16 protein-coding genes and 7 pseudogenes are annotated in these 16,586 nt (G+C 70.8%); 14 read left to right on the forward strand and 9 right to left on the reverse strand.

Annotated features, from left to right (window positions below; all coding sequences use genetic code 11):
- Window positions 1–237: 237 nt before the first annotated feature.
- The 3 genes and pseudogenes from ACIHAR_RS02900 to ACIHAR_RS02910 form a co-directional block, all read left to right on the forward strand.
- Window positions 238–488, forward strand: a pseudogene (locus ACIHAR_RS02900) (IS630 family transposase); the annotation flags it as partial.
- Window positions 489–741: 253 nt separating this feature from the next.
- Window positions 742–2,304, forward strand: coding sequence for a ricin-type beta-trefoil lectin domain protein (locus ACIHAR_RS02905; RefSeq protein WP_400016219.1), 1,563 nt, complete (start codon window positions 742–744; stop codon window positions 2,302–2,304).
- Between the two features lie 576 nt (window positions 2,305–2,880).
- Window positions 2,881–3,244 (forward strand): annotated as a pseudogene (locus ACIHAR_RS02910) (YnfA family protein).
- 100 nt (window positions 3,245–3,344) lie between these two features.
- Here ACIHAR_RS02910 and ACIHAR_RS02915 read toward each other — a convergent pair.
- Window positions 3,345–3,740, reverse strand: a pseudogene (locus ACIHAR_RS02915) (helix-turn-helix transcriptional regulator); the annotation flags it as partial.
- A gap of 191 nt (window positions 3,741–3,931) precedes the next feature.
- Window positions 3,932–4,159 (reverse strand): annotated as a pseudogene (locus ACIHAR_RS02920) (hypothetical protein); the annotation flags it as partial.
- Window positions 4,160–4,324: 165 nt separating this feature from the next.
- Here ACIHAR_RS02920 and ACIHAR_RS02925 point away from each other — a divergent pair.
- The 3 genes from ACIHAR_RS02925 (at window position 4,325) to ACIHAR_RS02935 (ending at window position 6,087) form a co-directional block, all read left to right on the forward strand.
- The gene (locus ACIHAR_RS02925) at window positions 4,325–4,582 is read left to right on the forward strand and encodes a hypothetical protein (protein WP_365468785.1); all 258 of its coding nucleotides are present in this window, start codon (window positions 4,325–4,327) and stop codon (window positions 4,580–4,582) included.
- Between the two features lie 127 nt (window positions 4,583–4,709).
- Complete coding sequence (locus ACIHAR_RS02930; RefSeq protein ID WP_400016222.1) at window positions 4,710–5,444, forward strand: YqjF family protein; 735 nt, start codon at window positions 4,710–4,712, stop codon at window positions 5,442–5,444.
- Window positions 5,445–5,514: 70 nt separating this feature from the next.
- Window positions 5,515–6,087: a hypothetical protein gene (locus tag ACIHAR_RS02935; RefSeq protein ID WP_400016224.1), complete on the forward strand. Its 573-nt coding sequence runs from the start codon at window positions 5,515–5,517 to the stop codon at window positions 6,085–6,087.
- A gap of 538 nt (window positions 6,088–6,625) precedes the next feature.
- Here the strand turns inward: ACIHAR_RS02935 and ACIHAR_RS02940 are convergent.
- Window positions 6,626–7,159, reverse strand: coding sequence for a hypothetical protein (locus ACIHAR_RS02940; RefSeq protein ID WP_400016226.1), 534 nt, complete (start codon window positions 7,157–7,159; stop codon window positions 6,626–6,628).
- 266 nt (window positions 7,160–7,425) lie between these two features.
- On the opposite strand from ACIHAR_RS02940, the gene ACIHAR_RS02945 reads away from it, so the two are divergent.
- A complete protein-coding gene (locus ACIHAR_RS02945; RefSeq protein ID WP_400016228.1) occupies window positions 7,426–8,085 on the forward strand; it encodes a Rho termination factor N-terminal domain-containing protein in 660 nt (219 codons plus the stop codon).
- 31 nt (window positions 8,086–8,116) lie between these two features.
- The gene (locus ACIHAR_RS02950; protein ID WP_400016231.1) at window positions 8,117–8,263 is read left to right on the forward strand and encodes a hypothetical protein; all 147 of its coding nucleotides are present in this window, start codon (window positions 8,117–8,119) and stop codon (window positions 8,261–8,263) included.
- A gap of 23 nt (window positions 8,264–8,286) precedes the next feature.
- On the opposite strand, the gene ACIHAR_RS02955 is transcribed toward ACIHAR_RS02950, so the two are convergent.
- Entirely contained in the window at window positions 8,287–9,000 is a 714-nt protein-coding gene (locus tag ACIHAR_RS02955) for a GAF and ANTAR domain-containing protein (protein WP_400016350.1), read from the reverse strand.
- A 137-nt stretch (window positions 9,001–9,137) separates the two neighbouring features.
- Here ACIHAR_RS02955 and ACIHAR_RS02960 point away from each other — a divergent pair.
- Window positions 9,138–9,185: pseudogene (locus tag ACIHAR_RS02960) on the forward strand (excalibur calcium-binding domain-containing protein); the annotation flags it as partial.
- A 328-nt stretch (window positions 9,186–9,513) separates the two neighbouring features.
- Here the strand turns inward: ACIHAR_RS02960 and ACIHAR_RS02965 are convergent.
- From ACIHAR_RS02965 to ACIHAR_RS02985, 5 genes and pseudogenes are all read right to left on the reverse strand, one after another.
- Window positions 9,514–9,857 (reverse strand): annotated as a pseudogene (locus ACIHAR_RS02965) (2Fe-2S iron-sulfur cluster-binding protein); the annotation flags it as partial.
- Between the two features lie 10 nt (window positions 9,858–9,867).
- Complete coding sequence (locus ACIHAR_RS02970; RefSeq protein ID WP_400016367.1) at window positions 9,868–10,131, reverse strand: hypothetical protein; 264 nt, start codon at window positions 10,129–10,131, stop codon at window positions 9,868–9,870.
- A gap of 83 nt (window positions 10,132–10,214) precedes the next feature.
- Window positions 10,215–10,889 carry a hemerythrin domain-containing protein gene (locus ACIHAR_RS02975; protein ID WP_400016233.1) on the reverse strand — a complete coding sequence of 225 codons (675 nt, stop codon included), beginning with the start codon at window positions 10,887–10,889 and terminating at the stop codon, window positions 10,215–10,217.
- A 142-nt stretch (window positions 10,890–11,031) separates the two neighbouring features.
- Window positions 11,032–11,532, reverse strand: a complete 501-nt coding sequence (locus ACIHAR_RS02980) for a helicase-related protein (protein WP_400016234.1) — start codon at window positions 11,530–11,532, stop codon at window positions 11,032–11,034.
- Window positions 11,533–11,588: 56 nt separating this feature from the next.
- Window positions 11,589–11,756: a hypothetical protein gene (locus ACIHAR_RS02985; protein WP_400016236.1), complete on the reverse strand. Its 168-nt coding sequence runs from the start codon at window positions 11,754–11,756 to the stop codon at window positions 11,589–11,591.
- Window positions 11,757–11,980: 224 nt separating this feature from the next.
- Here ACIHAR_RS02985 and ACIHAR_RS02990 point away from each other — a divergent pair, with 224 nt between their 5' ends.
- From ACIHAR_RS02990 to ACIHAR_RS03010, 5 genes and pseudogenes are all read left to right on the forward strand, one after another.
- Entirely contained in the window at window positions 11,981–12,556 is a 576-nt protein-coding gene (locus tag ACIHAR_RS02990; RefSeq protein WP_400016352.1) for a hemerythrin domain-containing protein, read from the forward strand.
- A 278-nt stretch (window positions 12,557–12,834) separates the two neighbouring features.
- Window positions 12,835–13,302, forward strand: a complete 468-nt coding sequence (locus tag ACIHAR_RS02995) for a hypothetical protein (protein ID WP_400016238.1) — start codon at window positions 12,835–12,837, stop codon at window positions 13,300–13,302.
- Between the two features lie 44 nt (window positions 13,303–13,346).
- A pseudogene (locus ACIHAR_RS03000) lies at window positions 13,347–13,544 on the forward strand (alcohol dehydrogenase catalytic domain-containing protein); the annotation flags it as partial.
- A 146-nt stretch (window positions 13,545–13,690) separates the two neighbouring features.
- Window positions 13,691–14,266, forward strand: a complete 576-nt coding sequence (locus ACIHAR_RS03005; RefSeq protein ID WP_400016240.1) for a zinc-binding dehydrogenase — start codon at window positions 13,691–13,693, stop codon at window positions 14,264–14,266.
- A gap of 920 nt (window positions 14,267–15,186) precedes the next feature.
- On the forward strand, window positions 15,187–16,341 hold the full coding sequence (locus ACIHAR_RS03010; protein ID WP_400016242.1) for a DUF3103 family protein: 1,155 nt from the start codon (window positions 15,187–15,189) through the stop codon (window positions 16,339–16,341).
- The last annotated feature ends 245 nt before the right edge of the window (window positions 16,342–16,586 follow it).

Here is a 16,586-nt window from a genome sequence, read left to right on the forward strand (position 1 = left end):
TTCCTCCGCCACCGAAGTCACCTCCCGGCGACCGGCACGTGAAAGAACCCCGGCAAGGGATGCGCGTGGGCCGACATCGTCCTCGATGCCCCGGAGGCCGGGCTGGCGTTGTTATTCATCATGTCCGACAACTGCACCGAGGACGCCGCGAAGACGGCGGCGAAGTTCGACGCGTACATGCGCCACTTCGACTGCAAGGTGAGGGACACCGACGGTCAGGACAAGCCATGTGGCGCACCTACTGGGTCGTCCTGGTTGAACCTGGTGGAGCGGTGGTTCGCCGAGCTGACCGACAAGCAGATACGGCGAGGCGTCCACAAGAGCGTCCAGGGGCTGGAGAAGGACGTCCGTGCCTGTATCGCTGCATGGAACAGCGACCCAGGCTCTACGTGTGGACGAAGACCGCGGACGAGATCCTTGAACGCCTCGCCGGTTATTCGAACAGTCCTGACTTGGAAGACCAGTCCGACGAGGTCGGCCGGAGGTGATGCAGGTGACGTCGAGGAATGATCGTTTCATCGACCGTCGTGACGCCCCCCTCGCGCTGACCTGCACGTGCCCGGTGTCCCTCCGTATCCCCGGCGGACACCGGGCACAGTGCGTCCCGGCCGTTCACCGGCAGCTCACGGGTTACCCGTAGAAACCCTTTCCCCGAGGCCCCTCTTCCTCCACTATGAGCCGTCATACCCGCCGGTAGGCTAGGACGTTGCGCGGGTGGCAAGGCTGCAAGGAGGCAGGCTGATGACTGGGGCCGACGACGGTGGGGACCGTGGCCGGGGGACACACGCGGGCGCATCCGACGCACGGCTGACCGAACTGCTGCGCGCCGATACGGTCACCGCGTATCCGGCGCTTCAGGAACTCCGCGCCCGCCACCACGCACCTGTCCTCGCATACGCCCGCCAGTGCACTCCGAACGAGTCCCTGGCACGGCAGTTGGCGGCCCAGGCGTTCACGCTCGCGACCCGTCAGGCGGCGCGCGGCGTCGATCCCGGCCTCCCCTGGCGGCACCGGCTCCTGCTGCTGACCGCCCGGTCGGCCGGGACATGGGCCGGGGACGAGCGGGCCGCGGGCCTCGACGCGGGCCTGCTGCTCGTCCTGAACACGACGGGCCCCTCAGGCGCAATCCCGCCCATGCTCACGGCGTTCCAGACCCTGCCGTCCCGCCTGCAGGGCCTGATCTGGTACGGGATCGTGGAGCGGGAGCCGGTGGAGCGGACGGCCGGCTTCCTCGGCCTCACGCACGAGGACGTGACGTACGGCACCGGGCCGGCCCTCCAGCAACTGGCCCGCGCCTGCCTGCGCACCCGCCTCGCCTCTTCCGACGACCCCGACTGCACCGACTTCGGCCGCCTCATCGAGGAGTCGGTGCGTCCGGACAGCCCGCGCGACAGCGCCGACCTGCACGCCCACATGGCGCGCTGCCCGCACTGCACGACGGCGTACGAGGAACTGTCGGCCCTGCGGGACACACCGCGCACGGCGCTGGCGGAGGGGCTGCTGCCGTGGGGCGGGACGGCGTACGCGGCCGGTGGCGCGGGAGGGCGGGAGGCCGTCGGCCTCGCTGTGGACAGGAGCCGTCCTGAGAGAGGCCGGCCACGGGATCGCCGCCGGTTCGTGCTGGTGTCGGGTGCGCTCGGGGTGGCCTTGCTGCCGCTGGTGCTGTTCCTGGCGGCGCAGGGCGGTTCGTCGTCGCAGGATCCGGTGGGCGCGGTCGGCGCTCCGGTGAGCGTGCCGCCGGTGACGGTGACGGCCACGGTGTCGGCTCCCCCGTCGACGTTCTCGCCGTCGCCGTTGCCGACACCGTCGCGGAGCTCCGCGTTCCCCACCCCCACGAGGAGTTCGACGCCGACCAGGACGGCACACCCCAAGCCGCCGCCCTCCTCCGCTCACCCGCCGGGCGGGGCCTACGCCCAGGTCGTGCACATCGCCTCGGGTCTCTGCCTGGACGTGGGCGGCGCCTTCTTCAAGGGGACCGACGTGGTCACATCGCCCTGCACCTCGTCCCGGACACAACGCTGGCGGGTCGACTCCGCGCGCGGAGTCCTGCAGTCGGCCGCGGATCCCGAGTACTGCTTGGACAGCCGCGGTTCGACGGACCGCGGTGTCGGGATCTGGACGTGCGATTCGGTGGAGGGGCGGAACGGCCAGAACCTGAAGTTCGTGGTGGACGGCGACGGCGTGATCCGGCCCGCCATCGCCGTGGAGACGGCGGTGACGCCGAAGGGCGGGGCCGGGGACGGGCTGTCGCTGGAGCCGGTGAGCGCGGCCGGGGGGCAGCGGTGGAAGGCGGGGACCGTCTGATCGGGCGTCGCGTGGCCCGACCGGGCGTCCGCGGCCGCCTCCCGGTCAGACCTCTCGTACGCCCCGCCGCCACACCCCGCTGACCAGCGGCACAGCTACGCCTACATCGTGTCCTTGACCGGCCGTAGCCCTGAACCGCCCAAGGCGACGTAGTCCGGAGAAGGTGCCTTCCAGCTCGCAGCACCCACACTGTGCGTCCCCTGGCATCGTCCGGGCCGCTCTCCAGCAGATCCGAGAACAGCTGGGCGGCCCGGTTCCCAGCCAGCCTGGAGACTGAACAGTAGGACTTGCAAGGGAACAGTACGAACGTCGAGCCCGGGTTGGACTCGTTGAGCGGGCCCGCCGGCAAGGCCGCCCGAACCGCCAGCTCCGCATCCAGCTGGCCGCGCGGCCGGACGACCTCCATGTCCTGCCGACCCGGTCGCGGCGATCGACGAGCGTCTGGCCCCCAAGCAGCTCGCCGATGGAACCTGGTGGCTGGGACGTCGCCGCCGCTCCTGCTCCTGCGCTCCACAAAACCGCTGGTGGGGGATGGGTGCGCCTGCCGGGCATCCGCCGACCGCGTGCAGATCACGAATGCGGGCCGCCGATAAGGTCACCCGCACGGTCGTCGGGCGTTCCGTTGCCCTGTGCGTCCTCGCCGCGCTCTTTGCGATCAACGCGCCTGGTCGGTCTGACAGGGCATCCTCAAGCACAAGGGCTGGATCCGGATCGGCGCCGGTGTCATCGCCCTCGTCTCTACGGAGTGGTCGCCACCTGGCAGCACGACGACAACCTCGGCCGCATCCTCACCGGCTACGGCGGGATCGTCGGCGCCGGGTCCATCGCCTGGGGCATGGTCGCCGACGGCTACCGCCCCGACCGCCGGGATGTCATCGGCGCCCTGCTTCACCTGTCCGGCTTTCACGTCGGCCGCGGACCGATCCACACATTGCAGTGAGGAGGGGAGTGGACACCCGCGGGTGTCGACTCAACACTTGGGCAGCGCCTCCGGTGGACGTGACGCGCGCGCTCTTTGGGGCGTGTTTCGAGTGTGCCGGTCACAGCAACTCGTTGATGGCCGCGTCGAGGACCGTGGCCTCGTAGCGGGTGGCAATCGCGGCGGCGCGGTCGCGAAGGGCAGTGCGCAGTGACGCCGGGGCCAAGGCTTCCGCGTCCGTGCTGAGCTGCCACAGCGCCCACTCGGCGTGTCGCAGATCCTGGAACGTCACCTCCAGCCGCAGCCAGCCGTCTGTGTCGGGTTCCGCGGCGCGGACGGCCACCACGGTGCTCAGCAGGTCCTCCCGCCGCTCAGGGTTCACCCGTACCAGCACGGCGATATGGTCGCCGGACAGAAACTGCGCGCAGCGTTCCCGCCAGACCCGGTTCAGATCAACCGCGTTCGGTCGCTCTGCCGGCTCGGGGAGTTCCTCGGCGGCCAGCACCCGCGACGGCCGGGCCCGGCCGCGCGCCCATGGCCGAGGGCTTCGCTGCCGTCGAACGAACCGTCGTCGCCCGCACCGCCGCCCACCACCCGCCCACTCGGGCCGCCGACGCGCTGAGCCTGGCGGAGTCCGAACCGTCACCGGAAAAGTCGTCCCTACCGGCGGACCGCCACGGCCCCCTGCGGCAACTGTCGGCCCGATTGTCAGGGACGGCCCGTCAGTTCCGGCCGTCCGTACCGGCGGTACCGGCGGTACCGGCTGTACCGGCTGTACCGCTGTAACGGCAGTAGCGGAAGTCTTCCGGACCACGCCCAGGGAAGTTCACGCAGCGCGTCCGCGCCGGCCAGTGCCGCGAGCGCGCCCATGGCGATCCGGGTTGCTCGCGGCCACAGCAACTGTTCGGCGGTCAGGGTGGACACCACCCACACGCTCGTGCAGGGGCAGACCCCGAGGAGACGCGACGCTACTGCTGTCTGTCACCCAGAAGTCCGTCGTCTGGAAGCCGGTCATCAGACGCGACTGTGATCCGATGACGGGTACCTGGGAGGGACGACTGGGCTGCTCGTCCTCGCCTGAGGGGAACGAAGGAGGAAACCGTGCAGCGACCTGATGAGGAACTGCTGGATTTCGACACCGGCGAGCTGGAGGACTGGGACCAGGAGCGCACACGAGCGGCCCTCGACGGCGAACACGGCACGCTCTACCGCAACCACCTCGACATCGCCCTCCACCTCGACCAGTGGGCGGAGGCCGAAAGCCGGCGCACCGACACGGACGCGCGCTATAAGGCGGGCTATACCCAGGCCCTGCGGGACACGGCCGCGTTCCTGCGGCAGACCTACTACCTTCCCTGAGCCGGGCGAGGCGTTTCGCCGGACGCCCGGCGTCCTGGCCCTCTTCATGACCTGGCCGGGCGGCGTTCCGCCCGCCGTGCCGGGCCCCCTTGGTTTCCTTCGATCGTGCGCGGGGGACCCGACGCCCGTGGTGGCATACGGAGCAGAGCAGCGGGTGCGCCTGCCGGCGCTGCGGGCGGGCTGGCTGACGCAGACGTTCGTCCACTGGCCGTTCCGGCCCGATGCGGTTCAGGCGCTCCTGCCCGGGGGACTGGTCGTGGACGAGTACGAGGGGGCCGCGTGGGTGGGGCTCACTCCCTTTGTCATGGCGGACGTGCGACCACCCGGTGTTCCCGCCTCGCTGCCCGGCCTGCCGACGTTCGCGGAGACCAACCTGCGCACGTACGTACGGCATCGTGACGGCCGGGACGGGCTCTGGTTCCTCTCCATCGAGGTCGCCTTCCCCCCGATGGTGGCGGCCCGCGCCATCGGCGCACCGTACAATCCGGGCACCCTCCGCGTGTCCACGGACGGGGACACCGTCTCGTACTCCGGTACCCGATGGATCGGTGACGCCTCCTACCGTTTGGTCGTCCGGCCTGGCGACCCGATCGAGCCGGCGGAGCGGGACGTGTGGCTCACCTCGCGCTGGCGGGCGTACACCCGCCGGCTCGGCATGCTCTGGGAGACGCCCGTCGAGCACGAGCCGTGGCCGCTGGCCGACGCCGGCGTCGATGTACTGGAGGAGACGCTGACCGCCGCGGCGGGTCTCCGGGAAGCCCCCGTCGGTGAACGTCTGGTGCACTTCTCGGAAGGAGTCAGGTATGTACGGCTCGGGCCCTCCAGGCCGTGCCTCCCAGAGCGCGTCTCCCCGTCTTCCTGACCCCCCTCGACGGCATTCCGGCGCCGTCACGCGACGCCCGCGCGTGCGCTTCGACGGCTGGATCGCGAGCATGGGCACCTCCTCCGGCACACGGATCGTGCTCGGACACTGGCAGGGCTCGCCCTTCGGGGCGTTCAGCGACGTGATGCTGGAGCGGGTCGACGGGGACAGGCTGCTGCTGGCCCCCACGCGGGAGACAGCGGACTTCATCAGCGGCACCTACGTCTTCGACACGGTCCGTGTCGTCCCGGTCGAGGTGAGCGTCACGGACAACGCCTGGACCGTCACCGCCGGGCCACTCGACCTGCGTTTCACCACCGGCCGACGAGGGCTTCTGGGCTTCGCGCTGCGGACCGTGCCCGGCGCGCTCGCCCGCCGTCCGGCATGGAGCGCGCTGACAGACCGGCCCGCCCGCCTGCTGCTGCCCGGCGTGCGCACCCGCGGCAGCGCCGGCCGGGGCCGCCGGGAGTGGTACGGCGCGCGGGACCTGCTGCCGATCCGTGCCGTCTCGGCCGACTACGGGGGCGCGGACCTCGGGGCCATGGCACCGGTCGAGCCGCCCGTGCGCTTCGGGTTCGGTTCGGCACCGAGGAACCCCTCCGTCACCCGGGTCACGACGACGGTCGAACTCTGCCCGGAGTGAGGGTGCCTGGGCAGTCATACCCGGCCGGAACCTACGGAGGGGATGTCCTTGAGCAGAACCGGAGTGCGGGAGCCCGCCCACACGCTCGCGGTCGCGCACGGTGCCTTCGACATCGTGGGCGGACTGTGGCCCCTGCTGCACCTGCGTAGCTTTGAGTGGGTCTTCGGCCCGAAGACCGACGTGTGGTTGCAGATGACGACGGGCGGACTGCTCGCCTCCGCCGGCGTCGCCCAGCTCGCGGCGGCCGGGGACGCACAGGGCCCGGCCCACGCCCGCCGCATTGGGCTTGGGCTGAGTACCTCCCTGACTCTGCTGGTCGTCGATCTGGTCTACGTATCCAAGGGGCGGATCCGCCGACGTACCTCCTTGATGCTGCGATGCAGACCGGATGGATCACCGCCTGGCTGCGTTCGTCCCCCGCGCGGAGTACCGCGCGGAGTACGGGGGCATCAGGAGCGGCCGACGATGAACGAGCGGCTCCCGTTCTCACCGCGCGGACGGCTGCTCCCGACGCGCCGTTCGGCGGCGACTGCCGGATTCATGCCCCGTAGGCATGCCTGCGGGGCAGCGGTCCGACGTGGGCGTGGCGGCCGGGGCGGGCGGCGGCGTGGCGCTGTCCGGGGCCCGGGCCGCCGCGGGCGGCCAGGGCGTCGGCGACGGCACCCGTGGCGAAGGCGTAAACGGCCTTGTGTAGCAGGTCCACGACAAGTTCCTTGCGGGGCCAGGTATGCGGCGGGGCGCCGACGCCGGTCGCGTTCTCCAGAATCTGGTCGTTGGTGAGGCGGACGACGGCGAACTTGGCGGAGGCGACCGGTCCGCGCAGTCCGGCCTGGGCCATGACCGACCGGAGCACCCCGAGGAGGGCGGCCTGGCCGTAGTGCATGCCCCAGTTGACCGGCAGCGGCTGCGGGCCGGGTCGTTCGGGCAGACCGGTCAGCCGCTGCAGGACCCGCGCGGGAACATGGGAGTCGGGCCGGCCGGTGACGGCCTGCTCGACCTTCTCGCCGAGGGTCATCACGACGCCTCCGGCGGTACCGGCGAGCAACCCCTGCCACAGTGCGCGCTTGATCATGCTCTGGCGGGTACCCGCCACGACCGCCTTCACCCGCCCGGTCGGGCGGCAGTCGGCGTCCCGGTGGGCGCCGGTGCGCGGAAAGTACCCCGACCGTGTCGCCCTGTCTCTCCCACGCCGCCCCGGCTCGGCACAGCACAGTGTCGGCGAGATCCCAGGCCCGCTACACACCGTCGGAGAGGGTGGCGAGCGCAGGTGTGGGTACCCATGGCGCGAATCATGCGAAAGGGACATTTCCGACCCCACCCTGATGTACGGAGGATGCCATGTCCTTGGTCGAGAAGCTGCTCGACGCCTACCCCGCCGAGACCGGGATGCCGCCCAAGATGCTGGGTGAGGCGGTCGACAAGCTGTACGAGTGCGCCGGCGTCTGCCTGACCTGCGCCGACGCGGCCGCCGCCGAGCAGGACCCGGAAAAGATCGTGATGTCCATCAAGTGCGTGCGCTTGGACAACGACTGCGCCGACCTGTGTACGGTCGCGGCCCGGATCCTGGCCCGCCAGACGGGATACGACGCGCCGACGACGATGGTGATCATCGAGGCGACCCGCACCGTCCTGCGCGCGAGCGCGGACGCTGCCGAGGAGTTCAAGGGCACCCCGTACTTCGAGCTGTCCGCGAAGGAGTGCCGCGAAACCGAACAGCTGCTGGGTCGGCTGGCCGAGCAGATGGGCTCGAGTGACGCCGGCGAGGGGTATCCCACGTCACCGCCCAGCGCGACGACGCCTGCCGGAGCCTCCATGGGCGGCGGCGGGGCAGAGACGACCGGAACCTTTGAGGCCTCCCAGGAGGTCTCCGAGGAGCAACTCCGCGAGATGCACATGGACGAGCTGCGCGACATGGCCCGCGACAAGGGTCTCAGCGGTGTTCACGCCATGCGCAAGGAAGAGCTCATCGACGCGATCAGCGGGAAGCGCGGATCCTAGCGCGGCGTATCCGTGAGCAGGACGCACCGGCATGACCACGCCTCAGCAGGTCAAGGCCCTGCTGGAGTCCGACGCCGACCTTGGTCGTCGCATCCGGTGCCCCCGCCTCGAGCAGGTCGGCTTCAGGACGCTGCCTCTGGCGGTTCTCCGGGAGCACGACCTGCTGACGGTCGGCTGAGCAGTTGCTCTGGACCCGCGCGCCTACGGCGTACCGGGCGGGTCGCGCAGGATGTCCGTGGTGATGTCCGGCAATGACCTGCCGGTGCGGAGGGCCTCGGCGCGCATGAGGGCGAGGGCGTCCTCAGGGCTGATCCGCCGTCGGGCCGCCAGGGCTCCGACGGCACGCGACGTGTCGAACCAGTGGGCACGGATTACCTGCTCCGGCTCCCACGCCGGGGTGTCGTTCCCCGTGAGCAGCATCTCGCGGGTGGGCATGAGCGCCGCCGTCACCGCGTCGGCCACGAGGGATGCCCGGTCCAGGGCGTCCTCACCGAGAGCGTGGGGCCGCGTCGCCAGCAGGTCGACCGTCCCGAGGACGTAGTCGCCGAAGAACAGGGGGAGCGCGTACACCGAGCCCACCCCCGGCAGCTTCTCGCACGCCACCGCCCCGAACAGCGGCCAGGGCGTCAATTCCTGCCGCAGGTCGTCCACGGCCACGGGCTCGCCGGTCTGCGCGGCACTGATGCAGGGCCCCTCCAGCACCGTGAACTGGATCTCCTCCAGCAGCAGGGCTGCATCGTCCGAGGCGGCGAGCAGCTGGCGGGAGGGGGTGTCGGTGAGCAACGACAAGGTGGCACCGTCCACGCCGAGCCCCTCGCACACCGCCGCGCACACCCGCCGGGGAACCTCCTCGCCGGGAGCGCCCGCCGCGGCCTCCGCGACCAGCCGCACCGCCTTCATCGCCTCGGCCGTCATCCTGTCTCCCTGTGCCATCCCAGCGCCGACTCGCGGCCCCGGTGCCCGCGGCGGACGCCGATCCGCGCATGCCGGGTGCCCTTTGTCGCCGCCTGCAAGCCACGAACGGCACATAATGGTGCGGCTCCCGCGACCCGGATCGCCTTGACCGGGACGGTGACGGCATCGCCTGCGAGGCGCAGTGATCCACCCTGTACTCCAGCACTCCGCTGGCAGAGGGCCGGCCCCGCCCGCGGTCGGTGCCGCGGCCTTGGCGTCGGTGGCCAGGACGTGACGGCTCTGCGGGCCTCGGTGCTCGGAGCACGTGCCGATTGCGGCTGGCGTCGCTGTGACATGCCTGTCGGGTGCCAAACCTTGGCGGCGTTGCCCGGCGGCGGCCAGCCGGTTCCACCCGGGCTGTCGGATTGGCGATGCGAGGGCGCGAGGCTCTCCACCGGGCGCGTTCCTGCACGTTGGCGCGGAGGGCGACCTGGTGGCCACCGGATTGCGGGCCCTGGTCGGTCCAGGAGACCGGCACGACGATGTGCATGCGGCGCACAGGACGCACTTGGTCGCGCAGTCGACGTGTCCTCGCGGACTGGATGCGCTCCCGGGTGGGCTCGTTGCCGGTCGTGACGAGGAACGGCATCAGGTCCCGGTAGCCCTGGCAGAACGGCTCCGTGTCCAGGATCAGGTCCTCGAGTACGGTCAGGCCCTTTGATGGGCTCGACTGTGATGGGGGGCTTGCCCGGGTTGATGTCTTCGATCAGTGTCTTGCACGCCAGCCGGTTGCGGCCGTTGATCCGCATGGCGTCCGAGCCGCAGATGTCGTTCGCGCAGGAACGGCGGAAGGTCAGCGAGCCGTCCTGCTCCCACTTTGTGTCTTCCCTACGTCGATGTCGCGGTCTCGTCGCCCTCTCCGGTGTCCGGTGCGGCGCGCTTTTCGGCGCCTGTCTCCAGGTAGCCGGGGTCGTCGCCCGCGACCCGGCCCACGAAGACGTCGTTGGGCGTCGTGCCCGTCGTGCTGTGCCGGTCCGCCGCGTCGGTGTCCGGCTTACCGCCCGTGTCCTCCGACCGACCCGAACGGACCTCTGCGGAGGGCTCGGTCGTGCGACCCCCCAGGTGTTCGCGGACCCATGACCACACGGACATGATGCCTCCCGATCAGAAGATGCGTGCCGACGTCGACGGCCTGCCCGTGGTGCCCTTGGCGCTGAGCGCCGCACCCGGTTGGTTCAACGTCGTTTGCGGCGCATCGCGACGGCCGCGACCAGCATCAGGACCCCGGCGAGCCCGGTGAACACCTTCTTGGCAGCGGCCATGGACATGCTCAGTCCGAAGGCGTCGCGCATCCGGTCGTAGAGACCGAGCGGCACACCCAGGACCGCGTTGCCGGGCGGGCGCCGCGGGATGACGGGGTGGGGGTGGGTGGGCGCGCTGCGTCGCACCGTGTCCCATGCCGTGCCGAGCCGGCGCAGCTGCGCAGTGGGCAGCGCTTCCTGCAGCCGGGGCAGCACGAGGTCCTCCTCGTCGCGGATGTCCTGCCGTATCAGCGCGAAGACCCGCCGTACCTTCTTGTCACGTTCAGAAGAACCTGGATTCAGCCGTTCGATGTCGGCGACAAGATCGTTGATCTGCTGATGTTCCTCCTCGACCCGCGAGGTCAACTCGTGCCCGTCCTCGACCGAGCGCCGGACGGTCGGCCACAGCACGGTCTCCTCGGCGAAGGCATGACTGAAGACGAGCTGGACGGTCTCCTGCAGGACCCGTTCGCGGTCCTCGCCGTCCGCCAGGGTCTGATAGCGGTCCATCAACCTGTCCATCTCGGCATGATCACGGCGTTGCCGGGCCAGCACGCTGCTCGGGCCGCCCAGTTGCTCAACCGTCTGCTCTTTGATCGTCTCGGGCATGGACCTCTCCTCTGCGCGGACCGGCCCCAACGCCCGTCCGCCCCAGCGGCTGCCGACAGTGTCCGGGGGCGGGTACCCCAATGCGGCGCGGCACACCGTTTGTGGTGTTTTCACCTGGTGCTCGGCCCCATCGCCAGGCGCATCAGATGCCGGTCAGCAAGTCGCCCTCCTGTACTGCTGTCAGGGACAGCGTCTTGTAGCCGACCTGCTCAAGCAGCACGACGAGGCGGTCCTCCTCCGTGCGCATCACGGTGCCTGCACCCCACTCCGCGTGGCGCACGGACTCCGGGACGGACGCGTGGGCGACGAACAGTACGTCCGCTTTGTCGATGCCCGTCCCGAACGCGGAGGTGGCCACCACCACGGCGGGAGCGCCGGCCATGAAGCCGTCGTGGATCCGGCGACGGTCGGCTGCCTTCATGCCCGCGTGGTACGCCTCGGCGTCCACACCGTCCTGCCGAAGTCGCCCTGCGTACGTCTCGGCGTCCTCGCGGCTGGCGGTGTAGAGGATGCCCGGGGCACACGCCTGGGCCGTCCAACGTGCGACGGTCTCGCGTTTGGCTGGGTCGTCGGTCAACGTGCGCACCGCCAGAGGGATGGTGGGCCGGTCGGTCCCGGTCGTCACGACGTGGGCCTCGAGCATGTTCAGGTGCTCGACGCTGGCGGGCGGCCCAGCCGTATCGGCGGCCTCGCCCGGGTTCAGGTGGTCGGGACGGAAATCGTGTCCCAGGCGGAGACGCTGTGGGCCTCGTCGACGACGAACAGCGAAGGGCCCGGTTCCCGCGTCTGCTCAGCGGCCAGGTCGCTCCACCCGAACCGTTCCCGGGCGACGCGGCGCAGCTCGGTGCTCCGGTCTTGCACGCTCATCGCGACGTCCCCTCCACGGCCGGCCCTCCTGGGACCCGGCCCGGTGCCGTGCGAGGTCGAGATCCCGGCTGCTCGCCCTGGGCAATCATGTGCGCCGTTCGGCCCCGCGCGGTCGCGGCCGCCTGTCACCAGGGAGAACCTGGACGAAGCCCAGGTGCCCGCTGTCTGCGGCCCGACGCCGCTTCGGGACTGCACCCCCAAAGGAGAATCTCTTGACCGACGCCATGCCCCACCTCGACGACGCCGGCGAGAAAGACGACGTCGTGGCACTGCTGAGGCAGCAGCACAACCACATCCGTGATCTCTTCGCCGAGGTCGAGAACGCCACTGCCGACGACCGGGCGGAGGCATTCCGCAGGCTCGTCCGCCTACTGGCCGTCCACGAGACCGCCGAGGAGGAAGTGGTGCACCCTGCAGCCCGCCGTCTCCTGCAGGACGGTGAGCAGGTGGTCGACGACCGTCTCGAGGAGGAGAGGGCCGCCAAGGAGAAGCTGAGCCGGCTCGATGACATGAACCCCGACGACCCCGGGTTCATGCCCGCCTTGCGGGAACTGCGCGCGGACGTTCTCCAGCACGCGGCTTCGGAGGAACAGTACGAGTTCCCCCGGCTGCGCGAGAAGGCCGGAGCGCAGCAGCTTGCCATGATGGCCACGGCTGTCCGTGCTGCCGAGGCCATGGCGCCCACCCGCCCGCATCCGGGAGTCGAGACGGCGGCGGAGAATGTCGCCGTCGGACCCGTGGCAGCCGTGATCGACCGGACTCGTGACGCCGTCCGCAAGGCGATGGGCAAGGACAGCTGATCAGGTCGGGACAGACTGGTCCACACCGGCCCGCGGCTGAGCAGCTCAGCGTCGCGCTCGTCCGGGACACGGACGACGGCCGGCGGATCGGCAGGGCGTGGGCATCGGACGTCGGGGAGATTGCACGCCTGGGTCGGGGTTCTCGCCGCGCACCGCGACGCGCTCCGAGAGAGAAGGCCCACCATGACCGCGCGCACCCGTGCTCCCTTCTGCATGGGCCTGATCGCCCTGGACGCCGCTCACCCGTCGTACCTGATCATCCGAGGATGTGACCGTCCATGACGCTCCGGAAATCCCGGTGGGCGGCCGCCGCGGGACTCACCGCGGGCGCCGTCGTCGCCGTGCGGCGCCCGACGGCACGTTCGGCGGACCCGGCGGCCGCGGACCGCTGGCTCACGGTGACGATCAACTGTTCACCTGCCGACATCCAGGCCGACAGACTGCCGACGCCGCTGCAGGAGTACGGCGACCGGATCGAGACGCGGATCCGACCCGCACCCGGCGACCGGGGCACCGAAGTGGCTGTGCGCCTGAAGGACGTGCCGTCGGATACCTCGTCCGTGCCCGCACGGCTCACAGGCCAGGATCCGCGTCAGGATCCGCGCCGTTCCCTACGTGAAGCGAAGGCGCTGCTGGAAGCGGGCGAGGTCCTGCTGCCCGACACACCGCCCACCACCCACGACACCCCCGGCGGGAAGCTCGTGGGGCTGCTGAGCCGCCGCGCGGGCGGGGAGGGAGTGCTGTGAAGGCGCTGTGCCGGGAAGGCGTCAACAAGCTCGCCGTGGAACAGGTGCCGGATCCCGTCCTGCGCAACGACCAGGACCTGATCGTACGGCTGATCGCGGGCACCACCTGCGGCTCGGATCTTCATCTCATCGGCGGCTACATCCCGTTCATGCGCTCCGGGGACATCATCGGTCACGAGTTCCTCGGCGAGGTCGTCGAGGTCGGCGCCGGGGTACGCCGGCACAAGGTCGGGGACCGGGTGGTGGTCTGCTCGTTCGTCGGCTGCGGACGCTGCTGGTACTGCACCCACGACCTGTCGTCCCGTGCGACAACACCAACACCAACCCCGGCATCGGCCAGGCCCTCTTCGGCGCCGACACCGGCGGCATCTTCGGCTACTCGCACGCCATGGGCGGACTGCGCGGCAGCCACGCCGAGTACGTACGCGTCCCCTTCGCCGACTACGGCGCCTTCCCCGTGCCGGAGGGCATCGACGACACCAGCGCCCTGTTCGTCCCCGACTCGGTCCCCACGGGATGGATGGGCGCGGACCTGGCGGGCGTGGGCCCGGGTGACGTGGTGGCCGTGTGGGGCTGCGGGGCCGTGGGGCAGATGGCGGCGCGCGCTGCCATCCTGCTGGGCGCAGAACGCGTGATCTCCATCGACCGGATTCCCGAGCGCCTGGAGATGACCGAGCGGCATGTCGGCAGTGAGGTCATCGACTACACGAGCACCGACATCGGGGCGGAACTGCGCGAACGCACCGGCGGCCGTGGCACCGACGTGTGCATCGAGGCGGTCGGCATGGAAGCCCACAGCGACAGCCCGGTCCACCTTTACGACCAGGTCAAGCAGCCGCTCCGGCTCCAGACGGACCGCCCCACCGCCGTACGGCAGGCCATCCACGCCTGCCGCAAGGGCGGCACGGTGTTCGTCCTCGGCGTCTTGCCGGGGCGGTCGACAAGTTCCCCCTGGGCGCGGTGATCAACAAAGGCCTGACCGTGCGGGGGGCACAGCAGCACGGCCAGCGCTACATCCCGATGTTGCTGGACCGGCTGGCGGCCGGAGAGCTGAGCACGGCCCACCTGGCGACCCATACCGTGCCCCCTGGACGAGGCGCCGCGGGCATACGAGATGTTCAAGGAGAAGAACGACGGCTGCGTGCGCGCGGTGATCCGGCCGGGCGGCTGACCGTGGTCCACCGCAGGCGGTCACGCGGGTGCGCACCGACCGCTTCGACCGACCGGGCAACCGCTGGCTGACCACGGAGCAGGTTGAGGCGGCGGCCTGTGTGTTCCATAGGCTTGATCTCAGCGGCTCGGTGGAGGTCAACCGGTTCAGTCCGAAGACGGTGTCGGGTCGGTGCGGCGACGCGCCGCCCGGGTGCCGCGCATCGTGGCCTGCCGTTTGCGCTGACCGCCGTATTCCACTTCACGGCCACGGAGTCGACAGGGTGCCGGACCTGTCCTCCACCAGCTCCAGGTCCGTGCTTTCGGGCACGACTCGCGGTGTCACCGCTGAACGCCGGAATCGATGATGCTCGCGTCGACCGAGGTCCACACTGTCAGTCTGTCCAGGCCAGTTGGGGTGCCAATTCGGACGAAGCCTTCCGGCTGTGGCCGGGTCATGTCGTTTTGCCGGAGGGCAAGACTCGGCGTGAGATCATCCGATGCCTCAAGCGATATGCCGCCCGAGAGGTCTTCAACCTGGTCACGACGGCGTCCAGCGCCCCCTCGTCATAGGGGCGGCGGTGATACATGAGAGGGTCTGGGGCGCCCTCTTGTGAGCGTGTCATGTCACCGTCATCCTGTATCTGCGCGCCTCTGTCTACCCGCATAGACGCCGTGCAAGAGCTCCACCGGACAGTGCGGCATCGACCACTCGCCCCAGGAGGATCGATCCACGTGAGACCCCGTCACCCCCGTCGGCGCGGCCTCGGCGCCGTCGCGACATCCCTGGTCGCCCTGTGCGCCGGCCAGACTCTGAGCGCCCTGCCGGCCACGGCGGCCTCCAAGGCCCCCGCCCCCACGTCCGCCGTCACGGCGGCGGAGGACCACGCCGCGCGGGCGCTAGCCGACTCGCTCACCGACTCCGCCTGGCGCGCCCGCGTCCGGACGGCGGCGCTCACCTCCGACGAGGTGGACGTCACCGCCCTGGCCGGGCAGGCCGCCGGCGGCACCCTGAAGGCCACCCTTGCCGCGGCCGACCGCCGGATCGCCGCCGCGAAGGGCCTCGACGCCGAGGCCGGCCCGCTGCTCCGGTTGCGGCTCGGGGACGCGTCCATGCGGGCGGCGCTCGCCGCCGGCGCCACTCCCTGGGTGGCCGCGGCCATCCAGGACGAGAACGCCACCACTTTCACCGCCTACGACAGCCGCGGCCGGACCCACACGCTCGACGCCCGCAAGGCGCCCGCGCACCCGGTGTACGTCGTCGACATCGACGGCTCCAAGGCGTTGGCCGCCGGTCTGGACGTGCTGACCGAGGAACTCGCGCGGTACGGCGTGCGCTCCGCCGCCCCGGCCGCGAGGCAGACCCCCACGGACCGCTCGCGGACGCTCGCGGTCACCGGGGGCTTCTGGACCACGCGCATCACCGCGGTCGAACTCTCCGACGACGAGGAACCCTGGATCAAGGGCGACGCCGAGATCTACACCCTGGTCACCGGCTTCGACCAGGACGGCAAGGTGCGCGTCGATCCCGTCGACATGCCGTACCTCGACAACGACGGCACGGTCTACCGGCCCAACCAGATCCTGGTCAACTGGTCCTCCTACAAGTACGACCTCGCCGACGCCGTGATGATGGAGGAGGACGGCAGCACCAACTACCACGACCTCGCCCAGGCCATCGCCACCGCGCTGCTCACCATCGCCGACCAGGGCACCTACATTCCGCTGGTGAGCGCGGTCCTGGACGCCATCCCGGACGACTGGTGGACGGACGACCCGGACTACGTCGACTCCTGGTACACCCTGGCCCAGAGCGACAACGGCACCCGCCACGGCGCCCGCGGCAACGGCTGGATGACCGCAGAGCCCTACTACGTGCAGGAGTTCTGAGCCGCGCGCCGGCCCCGGCGCACGGGCGGCCGGCGCGAGCGGTGCGCGTCGCAGCCGTCACCGGGTGCGGCGCCGGTCGCAGCCCGTCGGCGGGGTCCGGCGCCTCTCAGGTCGCGGCGCGGACCGGACGCCCACCGGACCGGCTTCCGGAGGCGGCAGCCGCCCAGGTGTCATGGTCGCCCGCGCCCAGGGTGAGGTCAGTGGATGATCCGCGGCAGCTGCGGCAGCTGTGCGGCGGGCTCGAG

The sequence above is a fragment of the Streptomyces sp. NPDC052016 genome, assembly GCF_044548445.1.
Lineage (GTDB): Bacteria > Actinomycetota > Actinomycetes > Streptomycetales > Streptomycetaceae > Streptomyces.

Bases quoted from the DNA above. Each gene is read 5' to 3' on its own strand.
- ACIHAR_RS03005 (WP_400016240.1), top strand. From the start codon at position 13,691: ATGGGCGGACTGCGCGGCAGCCACGCCGAGTACGTACGCGTCCCCTTC.
- ACIHAR_RS02950 (WP_400016231.1), top strand. From the start codon at position 8,117: ATGACCACGCCTCAGCAGGTCAAGGCCCTGCTGGAGTCCGACGCCGAC.
- ACIHAR_RS02995 (WP_400016238.1), top strand. From the start codon at position 12,835: ATGACGCTCCGGAAATCCCGGTGGGCGGCCGCCGCGGGACTCACCGCG.
- ACIHAR_RS02905 (WP_400016219.1), top strand. From the start codon at position 742: ATGACTGGGGCCGACGACGGTGGGGACCGTGGCCGGGGGACACACGCG.
- ACIHAR_RS02990 (WP_400016352.1), top strand. From the start codon at position 11,981: ATGCCCCACCTCGACGACGCCGGCGAGAAAGACGACGTCGTGGCACTG.
- ACIHAR_RS02985 (WP_400016236.1), bottom strand. From the start codon at position 11,756: ATGAGCGTGCAAGACCGGAGCACCGAGCTGCGCCGCGTCGCCCGGGAA.
- ACIHAR_RS02980 (WP_400016234.1), bottom strand. From the start codon at position 11,532: ATGCTCGAGGCCCACGTCGTGACGACCGGGACCGACCGGCCCACCATC.
- ACIHAR_RS02940 (WP_400016226.1), bottom strand. From the start codon at position 7,159: ATGATCAAGCGCGCACTGTGGCAGGGGTTGCTCGCCGGTACCGCCGGA.
- ACIHAR_RS02935 (WP_400016224.1), top strand. From the start codon at position 5,515: ATGGGCACCTCCTCCGGCACACGGATCGTGCTCGGACACTGGCAGGGC.
- ACIHAR_RS02970 (WP_400016367.1), bottom strand. From the start codon at position 10,131: ATGTCCGTGTGGTCATGGGTCCGCGAACACCTGGGGGGTCGCACGACC.
- ACIHAR_RS02945 (WP_400016228.1), top strand. From the start codon at position 7,426: ATGTCCTTGGTCGAGAAGCTGCTCGACGCCTACCCCGCCGAGACCGGG.
- ACIHAR_RS02975 (WP_400016233.1), bottom strand. From the start codon at position 10,889: ATGCCCGAGACGATCAAAGAGCAGACGGTTGAGCAACTGGGCGGCCCG.
- ACIHAR_RS02955 (WP_400016350.1), bottom strand. From the start codon at position 9,000: ATGACGGCCGAGGCGATGAAGGCGGTGCGGCTGGTCGCGGAGGCCGCG.